Genomic DNA, 8,615 nt, shown 5'->3' on the forward strand with positions numbered 1-8,615 from the left:
GTAACGCTGAATGGCATGAGACATACCATTTATCGGGATATGAAGCGGTATAGTTTTCGTTAGATACAAACAAAACCCCAACGGGGCGCATCGCCCCTCGGGGGAGTGCGTCCTTCACACTTTTAAGGAGCACGCACCATGTACACACCCAATGCCTCTTTACAACAACTCGAATCCCTGACCCCTGTCGAACTGGACGCGGGAACGGTGTTTAGCGGAACGCCCTCGGGACGTATGATCCGCGGCTACGCTCAACCGACCGCCTATACGCCGAAAGTCGACCCCCTTTACCAGTTTCACGAGAGCATGCGCGATCCGGCGGTCTGGTTTTTGAACCCCTCCGATCCGCTCTACGTTTTCGGCCCGACCGGCAGCGGTAAGACCTCACTGATCAAGCAACTTGCCGCCCGCCTGAATTTTCCCGTTTTTTGCGTCAACGCGCACGGACGATTGGAATTCCAGGATTTGGTAGGGCATCTGAGCGTCCAGCAAGGGTCGATGGCCTATCAGTATGGCCCTTTGGCTCTTGCGATGCGCCACGGGGGTTTGTTTCTTTTGGACGAGTTCGATTTGCTGGATCCCTCAACGGCGGCAGGTCTCAATTCGATCCTGGACGGATCTCCGCTCTGCATCCCGGAAAATGGGGGCGAAATCATTGAGCCTCATGAAATGTTCCGTTTTGTTGCGACCGCCAACACCAACGGCGGTTCCGACGAAACGGGCCTCTATCAGGGCACGTTGAGACAAAATCTCGCAGCCATGGATCGCTTTGTGCTCTGCGAGGTGGGCTATCCCACCCCGCTCATCGAGCAACATATTCTGGAGCGGTCGGCTCCCGCGCTCCCCACGGAATTGCGGGAACTCATGGTGAAATTTGCTAATGAGGTGCGCGAGAAGTTCATGGGAGAAGGAGAGGGGGCCATCGAAGTCACGTTCTCAACCCGCTCCCTGATCCGTTGGGCGGATCTGACCCTCCGCTTTCAGCCTGTTGCCCGCCAGGGACTGCAACCTGTCATGTACGCGCTGGATCGCGCCTTGGCCTTCCGGGCCTGCCGCGAGACACGCGCCATGCTGCATGAGTTGGCGCAACGGTATTTCTCTCTGGAGACTGATCTGGGGGAGCCGTTGGGAGCGTGAATCAGGATGATTCCGCTCCGGTTGATGACATTGTGTATCTAAAACAAAAGATGGATCAAGTGATCCATGGATTCAGCGCGCTTCCGCTTCTTTCCAGCTCTATTTTGGTTGATATTTTGCTTACCAAAGACACCCTTTCCGGTGGAAAGTTCTGGTCGGGGTGCGTGACTCCATCTCAATTTGTATTGCGGTGGGGCAAAAAAGGGACGGCAGGCCAAAAACGTATCTCCACAAAAGTGTCGATCGACCTGGCTCTAACTGAGATGAAAGACCGGGCGCTTCTCAAAATTCGAGAAGGGTATGCGGTAGTTCGACAGGACTCGACATTCAATTATTAACCCCGGCAGGGACGTCTCCCTGCGGGGGGCGCTCCTTGCTCAAAGGAGACTATCATGACAACCACCATCATTCCTTTTTCGTCCGTTGTGCATCTGGCCATTCCCGATGACGAGGGACAGGAGATCCATTGGCGAGCTGAAGCCGGTCCCGATGAACTTGTTGTTAGAACGTGGACCGGAGGACACAACGCCTGGTCTGCCACCCATTGGCAGACGTGTGATCGTCTGACGCGGGAATGCTGTCTGAACCGCAATCCTGTGTTCGAGATGCGTCGCCGCGCGGCGATGCTCCTGGATTCCGGCGAATATGAATATGTCGAAGCGATCTGACGAAAAAGGAGATACCCCAATGACTGCCACCAATACGATGACCGTTCTTTCTACCGTCACCGACATCAAAGTGTTGGACTGCCTGTTGGCTCTGAACCTCCAGGTCTCAATCTGGTCGGCGCGGAAAAAACTGACCCCGGAAGATTTCTCCGGAGTCAGCGCGCTGGATCTGCCTCCCGATGATCTTGCCAGCCTCGGTTCCAAACGGGTCTGCGATCCGGATTCTCTCCGGATATTTTCCACACTCAAGACTCGCGCGGTCAGTCTGCTGGACCGGCACGGCGTCCGTTTCCTTGGAGGATGGGCCATCCCTGAAGCCGAGGCCACGGGCATTGTGAAGGATTTACAGCAATTGCAGCACGATTTTCTGGTTGAAAAGGATGCATTTCTGACGAGGTATGACGACGCGGTGCAAGATTGGATTGCCAAGCACTGTGGTTGGGAGCCGCTCATCGCAAATTCGACGGTGAGCGCGGACTATGTGCGCTCACACCTGAGTTTTGACTGGCAGGTCTACAAGGTAGTCAATCCGCAGGAAATGCATAATTTGACGCCTGTCGTGACCGAAGGTCTGAAACAGGCCGTGAGCGGCCTGGGCATGACGCTGTTTGGCGAAATCGCCAAAGCGGCCGATGACGCCTGGAAACGGACGTTTGCAGGCCGCACCTCGATTACACGAAAAGCGCTCTCTCCACTTAAAACAATGCAAACCAAGCTCAGAGGCATGAGCTTTGTCGAACCTCGCGTGATGCCCATTGTGGATGTCATACGCACCGCGCTTGAAAACTTACCGTCAAAAGGCGAAATCACAGGACGCGATTTGCTTGTGTTGCAAGGGGTAGTGGGGTTGTTACGCGATCCTGAATCCCTCGTGTCGCACGGTCAGAAGGTGCTTGACGGACAGACGCCCGCGGCAGTGCTGCAAACTTTGCTTGCCGCGCCAATTGATTCGGCGGATTCGTTGGATGACGGTGCGACCGCACCGACTCCTCTTCCGCCGCAACCCGACCTCAGCGAGCTGATTCAACCGCCCGTATCAGGCCCGGCTCAACCTCTCACCCCTGTTCCGGGGCCTACGCCACCTTTGTCGGATTTTCCGGTTTACACACCGGCCCCGTCCGTGGATTCCCTCGGACTGTGGTAATCCGGCGCATTCATAGTCGTTAATCACAACGCACACACAATGTTCCCCTCCGGTTCGGACGCCCAGGCGCCCGCCGGAGGGGATTTTTTACAAGGAGATTCAGATGAGCAATACCATCCGGAAAGAGGATATTTTAAACTGCCTGCCGCTGCTCGCATCGGTTCTGGGCAAACGCTACGGCGTTGAGGTTGTTATCGACGGAGATACCGCATGCACCGATGGACACACCATCTATCTTCCTTCCCTTCCCCTGGACAGTGATGAAAGCCTGCTGGTGCAGGTAAGAGGGTTTATCGACCACGAGTCGGCCCATATCCGGTTCACCGATTTTGAGGCGTTTCAAAGAAACGTGGAAAATCCCGTATTGAAGTACATCATAAATATCATAGAAGACTGGCGAGTTGAAAAAGCCATGAGCGGCATTTTTCCCGGCTGCCGGGCAAATTTGAACAAACTCATTCCTTACTTGTTTTCAGAGCCATACAAAGCGCCAAAGGAACCGAGAATGGCGATCTTGAGCGCCATTCTCCGCACGGTAAGACGCTGGGATGTCCCGACTGTCAGCCTTTCCGAGTGCCTGACGTTTGTTAATGGTCATTTTCCTGGCTTATGGCCTCAGATTCAAGGCGTACTGGACAGGACGCGGAAAAAATGTACGTCAACCGATGATGCGATAACCTTTGCCCGGGAGATCCTGGCGATTCTGCAACAATATTGCAAAACACGCACAGATGCTTCACAGGAGCAAAACCAGACGCCTGCGGGTTTATCTGAAGAAGGCAGGCATGGTGAAGGCTCTAACGACAGTCAACAATCCACTGCCAGGAAAAGTCCCGAAGCATCCTATCAGGATCGGAACGATTCGCGGTCTGGAGCGGTCACTCAGGACGCGTCAGAGACGCAGGACGATGGAGCTTCGGACAGTCAAACTCCGTCCAATTCTCCCACGGCAGGCGCGACTGACACATCTGCCGATGCGCAGCCTTGTCAGATGTCCTTAGGTGAGGCTGACAAAGCGGAATGTTCCGCACCGCCAACGGGCCAAAAAGACGTGAAGGCGCTTCTGGACGCATCCGCCGCCGAACTGCCGCAGGACATAGGAGAAATTATTAGAGAATCGTTGCGTAGAACATGCCGGGGTAAAAAACAGCAAAAAAGGTTATCAGTGGCCCGTGTGAGGGTGAAGCATACAGAACCGTTATCGTTCGCGGAGCTGACTGAAACCAAGCGGGCGACAACAGCCCTCAGAACCCGATTGCAGAATATGCTGCAAGCCCAGACACTGTGCCGGTCCAGACCGGCCCAACGGGGACGATTGAGTTCGAGCAGGCTTTACCGGCTCATGATCCAAGATTCAAACGTGTTTTTGGACAGAGAGCCCAAAAAATTGGTTGATACCGCAGTCCATATTCTGTTGGATTCAAGTGGAAGTATGGAATGCCGTATCAAGTTGGCGGGTAGAGCCTGCTATGCCGTGGGTAAAGCGCTGGAAGCGGTACATGGCATATCCGTGGGCATCAGCGTCTTTCCTGCTGACAGGCGAGGAGGGATTTATCCCATAGTTCCACATGGAAAACCTGTCCATAACAAGTTTACAATGGTTGCATCAGGAAAAACGCCATTGGCCGAAGCTCTCTGGTGGACTATGCAAAATATGATTTTACTGCCTCAACCAAGAAAAATGATCCTTATTGTGACGGATGGTCAGCCCGACGATCCCGATTCGACATTGAGGGCCGTGGTGGACGCAAAGAAAATGGGCTTTGAGCTATATGGGATCGGGGTTGATTCTGATGCAATTTGCTTTTATTTACCCCAATCGAGCACAACAATTTGGGAAATGAGTAAATTGCCAGCGGTAATGTTCAATCTCTTTCAGAAAACATTGCTTCGTAAGTAAACCAGTACCAGGAAAGCCCCTCAAGTCGAGGGGCTTTTTTTTGTATAGTCCCCAATAAAGTTTTGTACAGAATATTACCGAGATCTTTGCTTGTACAGCATATAATCTATCCATTCTGAAAGCGAGATAAGGGATTTTTCATCAAGCTTATACAAATCTCTTTGTATATTTGCCACAAGAGAGCTTTTTGAAGAAATGTCTTGTTCATCCAAAGAGTTGAGCAATTCCGAAAGAGGCACTTCAAGAGCATCGGCTAACAGTATCAATTTGCTAATACTGATATTTTCATTAGCTCTTTCAACATCACCCACATAAGTAACATTCATATTAGCCCGAAATGCCAACTCGGCCTGAGTCAATCCTCTGGCTTTTCTTAACGCTCGTATTTGGTTTCCCAATATTTTTGCATATCGTATCTGGCGTGTTGTAGTCGTCATAAGAATTCCCTTTCATTTTTAATAGAAAGGGAGACCAAATACGCAAAGCGTATATATGGAAATTTTCTAATTCACAAAATCGTATATATACGTTATATTGCTGTCGGCGTTTACGATAGTAGACTGTATTTTTTGATAAAAATAAAACTACGATAGGAACAGGCAGCACGCCACACACGGGAAAAAACATAACTCTTTTTTTAATTCAAAACCCCCTTTCCCTGTGGAGCAGAGGTGAGGGGGGAAGGAGGCTCAAGAGAAGAGACTATTCGGGGAGTTGAGGTTCGGAGGCGGATTCTTCCAACAACAATGCTAAATGTCGAATTAAATCACCAGGGTCCATGTCCAGAGCTTTGGCAATATCAATAATTGTCGTCGCTCTGGGTTCACGTTGCCCGTGCTCCAGCAAGTTCAGCCATCTCCGGTCGCGTTTCATGAGAGCCGCAAGGCGATATTGCGTGATCCCCCGTTGCTCCCTAGCTTGGATCAATACCTGCCCGAAGGGAAAGGGTGTTTTTCGTTTGCTTGTCATTATAATAGAATACCCAGACCGTACTAGGTACAACAGGTGAACAGTTGACTACTAAAAGAGGACAAGCGATAATCATCGTTGCAAAACTATTGAGGAATAATTCCAAATTTCTGCGGTTATAAATAGCCGTCTTCGGCTATTTCACGCCACTGTGTCTGAGTCATCAGAACTTGATAGTTCGGATACGATTTTGAGGAGGGAAAGGAGTGTTTCATCCGGCAGTCGTGCCGACTTCACCCGCAATGATTTGAGCATGTTATTTCGGTTCAGGCTGTTGCGACAATCAAGCAGTATGGGCAGAGGAACCCCCAAACTCGATGCAATAGTATCTAAATTGGCAATTGAGGTGTTTATTTTTCCAAGTTCTATTCTACTGAGGTACTTTTCATTAATGTTGGTGCGTTGAGCGAGGTCACTAAGTTTCAGTTTTTGAGCACGTCTAAAGCGGCGGATACGTTTTCCAAGAGCGACGGATAAATCTTCCATTATATTCTCTGATACGTTTTTTTCAAACATATCAGATTTTTTTGAACCCTATCAACCTTTATATTTTATGATTAGTTCTATATAAAATACGATTATTTTTTATATCTATTTGATTTTATTAAAAATATATTTAATAAACTTGCTTGTGACTCTACTTTCTAATACGGAGGATTTCGCTGTGAATAAAGTAAAACTCGCCTCCGCAGACCTGGAGCAGATTCTGAAAAGAATTTACGAGGTTGCGAATGCGAAAACCCAAGATGAACTTTCTGCGGTGCTTGGAATCAGACAATCCAGTGTTTCGGAGGCAAAAAAACGTAAATCAATACCTTCAGATTGGTATCTTACGTTATTTGACAAGTTTGAAGTCAATCCAAACTGGTTGAGATATGGTTGTGGTCCGAAATACGTACGTTCTGATAATAGGTACGCCCAACAGAATGTAACTTCAAACATCTCAATAGGCGCTAGTGAATTCAAGTCTTCATATTTAAAGGCCGTATACGGCCATATTTTCAATATGGACTTCAATGCTGCAACTCCTAATGAATCACAGCGTACTATAGGACAAATAGTTCTTCCTGAAGCGTATTTGAGAAATAATATTTCTGTTTTTTGTGTAAATACAAATTCTCTTGATCCATTTATCAAAAAAGGTGCTCTTGTAGGTATAGATACAACTAAAAAGAATCCTGCAAGTGGTGAAATCTTTGCTTCATTAATACCAATTGAGGGTATTGTATTGGGAAGATTATTTTATGATGAGTATCAATCTGGATTCATAATAAAGACAAACCATACTATATATAAATTGAAAACAGAAAATATTGAATCTCAGATTTTAGGAAGAATGTCTTGGGTATTACAAAACTTTTGAGTATAGATAATATATTTTGACATCAAAAATTTAAATGCTCTTGGAGATTACATGTCTATCAGACAGAAGGACGCTACCTGCACATCTCAAACCCTAATCAATTCTTCAAAGAGTGTTTTAAATGAACGTACAAATTTTGGTCTACTCTTTAAACTTATAAAAGATAACAATATTTTTGATACAATCAAGAGTTTTTTAAATAGTAATGTAACACTGCAATTTGGTTTTTGCGATTTCACTCTTTTACACTGTGCTGCATTATATAATTCAGATTGTAATATAATCAATGGATTGTTAGATTTTGGATCTGATATTAACGCAACTGATAAATTAGTAGGTGCTACATCTCTTTTACATGCGGCTGCTATGAATAGTTTATCGATAGTGCGTACACTGTTTGATCATGGCTCTGATCTGAATGCCAGAGATAACAATGGCGCAGATATACTCAGTTATGCGGCCGTCAATTGGGAATATGGTTCGCAAATCATTTCATTTTGTGCTCAACAAGGTGCCTATGTTCATGGTTGGGACAACGAGGGCGCGACGCCGCTGGCCTATGCGGTGAGGGCTCGTGCGCCATTGTCTACGGTGAAAGCCCTGGTCAGGACTGGCGTCGATCCGCTTACGGCTGATATAAACGGCGTGACTCCGGTGCTCTGGGCTGCCGCAAATGGAGACGAAGACACCATTGCCTATTTGCGGGAGCATGGTGCTGGTCCTGATGAAAAACAAAAAGCCGCTGTGAAGCGACTCCTCCGAAAAGCAAAAGAAGGTATACATTTCCAATAGATGACCTGCATTACATCAAAAAAACGTCGTTCACCATAAAAATTGTGACCCCTTGCAAAATACCGTTTCCCGCCTCCTATCGGTAGAGGGATGCCCCTCAAAACGCCGATAGGAGGCTTTTTGATGCGAAACGTGTTTTGTGTATGGGCGCTGTGCGCCATGTTGTTTTGTGTTGCCCCCGGCCTGGCCGGTGCCGCGCCTCAACTCAATGAAGAGGCATTACGGTCGGTGGTGATCTCCCGCCTGGGACGTGTGTTGACCGAGAATGGGCAGGATGCCGTGGCTCGGAAACTCTTGTCCGACAACGTGAGAATCGACAAATACCAGCCCGTCCGGGTCGGCGTTGTCGATCTGTACGCCGTGCAGCTCTCCTTGCATCACCCCGATGGCTCCTCTCAGCCGAATCTGCCGGACAGGATGACGCTGCTTACGGATGCCAGCGGCACCATCCAGTTCGGGATGGTGGCCGATCTGGCGACGGGGCAAGAGGCTGCGCTGTCTCAGGCCACGGAGATCACACGACTGCGGCTCCCCGACGCACTGCCCAAACAATTGGCGACAGGGACCGGATCGCATGATGTGATTTTTGTGAGCGATCCCTTCTGTCCGTTTTGCCGACAGGCCGCGAGTTATCTCCTTGAG

At 48.7% G+C, this 8,615-nt stretch carries 11 protein-coding genes; 8 read left to right on the forward strand and 3 right to left on the reverse strand.

Translation table 11 applies throughout. The annotated features are described in order from the left end of the window. The first annotated feature begins 138 nt into the window (after positions 1–138). The 5 genes from HMPREF0178_RS19655 to HMPREF0178_RS19675 all read left to right on the forward strand — a co-directional run bounded on the left by HMPREF0178_RS19655 (position 139) and on the right by HMPREF0178_RS19675 (position 4,849). Positions 139–1,137 (forward strand): AAA family ATPase, encoded by a 999-nt coding sequence (locus HMPREF0178_RS19655; RefSeq protein WP_009369286.1) that lies wholly within the window; start codon positions 139–141, stop codon positions 1,135–1,137. Beyond that, positions 1,134–1,475 carry a WGR domain-containing protein gene (locus HMPREF0178_RS19660; RefSeq protein ID WP_039959474.1) on the forward strand — a complete coding sequence of 114 codons (342 nt, stop codon included), beginning with the start codon at positions 1,134–1,136 and terminating at the stop codon, positions 1,473–1,475. Before HMPREF0178_RS19655 ends, HMPREF0178_RS19660 begins: the two co-directional genes overlap by 4 nt. A 54-nt stretch (positions 1,476–1,529) precedes the next feature. Further along, entirely contained in the window at positions 1,530–1,805 is a 276-nt protein-coding gene (locus HMPREF0178_RS19665; RefSeq protein ID WP_009369287.1) for a hypothetical protein, read from the forward strand. 19 nt (positions 1,806–1,824) lie between these two features. After that, positions 1,825–2,949: a DUF3150 domain-containing protein gene (locus HMPREF0178_RS19670; protein WP_009369288.1), complete on the forward strand. Its 1,125-nt coding sequence runs from the start codon at positions 1,825–1,827 to the stop codon at positions 2,947–2,949. 103 nt (positions 2,950–3,052) lie between these two features. Beyond that, complete coding sequence (locus HMPREF0178_RS19675) at positions 3,053–4,849, forward strand: hypothetical protein (protein ID WP_009369289.1); 1,797 nt, start codon at positions 3,053–3,055, stop codon at positions 4,847–4,849. Positions 4,850–4,923: 74 nt separating this feature from the next. Here the strand turns inward: HMPREF0178_RS19675 and HMPREF0178_RS20685 are convergent, their stop codons facing one another. The 3 genes from HMPREF0178_RS20685 to HMPREF0178_RS21245 form a co-directional block, all read right to left on the reverse strand. Further along, positions 4,924–5,286 (reverse strand): helix-turn-helix domain-containing protein, encoded by a 363-nt coding sequence (locus HMPREF0178_RS20685; protein WP_050809312.1) that lies wholly within the window; start codon positions 5,284–5,286, stop codon positions 4,924–4,926. A gap of 265 nt (positions 5,287–5,551) precedes the next feature. Next, positions 5,552–5,818, reverse strand: coding sequence for a helix-turn-helix domain-containing protein (locus tag HMPREF0178_RS21240; RefSeq protein ID WP_083832558.1), 267 nt, complete (start codon positions 5,816–5,818; stop codon positions 5,552–5,554). Positions 5,819–5,959: 141 nt separating this feature from the next. Continuing rightward, positions 5,960–6,334 (reverse strand): helix-turn-helix domain-containing protein, encoded by a 375-nt coding sequence (locus HMPREF0178_RS21245; protein WP_083832559.1) that lies wholly within the window; start codon positions 6,332–6,334, stop codon positions 5,960–5,962. 148 nt (positions 6,335–6,482) lie between these two features. On the opposite strand from HMPREF0178_RS21245, the gene HMPREF0178_RS21250 reads away from it, so the two are divergent. From HMPREF0178_RS21250 to HMPREF0178_RS22225, 3 genes are all read left to right on the forward strand, one after another. Beyond that, the gene (locus tag HMPREF0178_RS21250; protein ID WP_009369290.1) at positions 6,483–7,181 is read left to right on the forward strand and encodes a helix-turn-helix domain-containing protein; all 699 of its coding nucleotides are present in this window, start codon (positions 6,483–6,485) and stop codon (positions 7,179–7,181) included. A gap of 51 nt (positions 7,182–7,232) precedes the next feature. Next, the gene (locus HMPREF0178_RS21255; RefSeq protein ID WP_009369291.1) at positions 7,233–7,973 is read left to right on the forward strand and encodes an ankyrin repeat domain-containing protein; all 741 of its coding nucleotides are present in this window, start codon (positions 7,233–7,235) and stop codon (positions 7,971–7,973) included. A gap of 123 nt (positions 7,974–8,096) precedes the next feature. After that, positions 8,097–8,615, forward strand: a 519-nt coding sequence (locus tag HMPREF0178_RS22225) for a hypothetical protein (protein ID WP_009369292.1), incomplete at its 3' end; no start/stop codon positions are given.

It is taken from the genome of Bilophila sp. 4_1_30 (assembly GCF_000224655.1).
GTDB lineage: Bacteria > Desulfobacterota > Desulfovibrionia > Desulfovibrionales > Desulfovibrionaceae > Bilophila > Bilophila wadsworthia.

Excerpts from the sequence above, each read along its gene's own strand:
- HMPREF0178_RS19655 (WP_009369286.1), top strand. The coding sequence starts at position 139 with ATGTACACACCCAATGCCTCTTTACAACAACTCGAATCCCTGACCCCT.
- HMPREF0178_RS19665 (WP_009369287.1), top strand. The coding sequence starts at position 1,530 with ATGACAACCACCATCATTCCTTTTTCGTCCGTTGTGCATCTGGCCATT.
- HMPREF0178_RS19670 (WP_009369288.1), top strand. The coding sequence starts at position 1,825 with ATGACTGCCACCAATACGATGACCGTTCTTTCTACCGTCACCGACATC.
- HMPREF0178_RS19675 (WP_009369289.1), top strand. The coding sequence starts at position 3,053 with ATGAGCAATACCATCCGGAAAGAGGATATTTTAAACTGCCTGCCGCTG.
- HMPREF0178_RS20685 (WP_050809312.1), bottom strand. The coding sequence starts at position 5,286 with ATGACGACTACAACACGCCAGATACGATATGCAAAAATATTGGGAAAC.
- HMPREF0178_RS21240 (WP_083832558.1), bottom strand. The coding sequence starts at position 5,818 with ATGACAAGCAAACGAAAAACACCCTTTCCCTTCGGGCAGGTATTGATC.
- HMPREF0178_RS21245 (WP_083832559.1), bottom strand. The coding sequence starts at position 6,334 with ATGTTTGAAAAAAACGTATCAGAGAATATAATGGAAGATTTATCCGTC.
- HMPREF0178_RS21255 (WP_009369291.1), top strand. The coding sequence starts at position 7,233 with ATGTCTATCAGACAGAAGGACGCTACCTGCACATCTCAAACCCTAATC.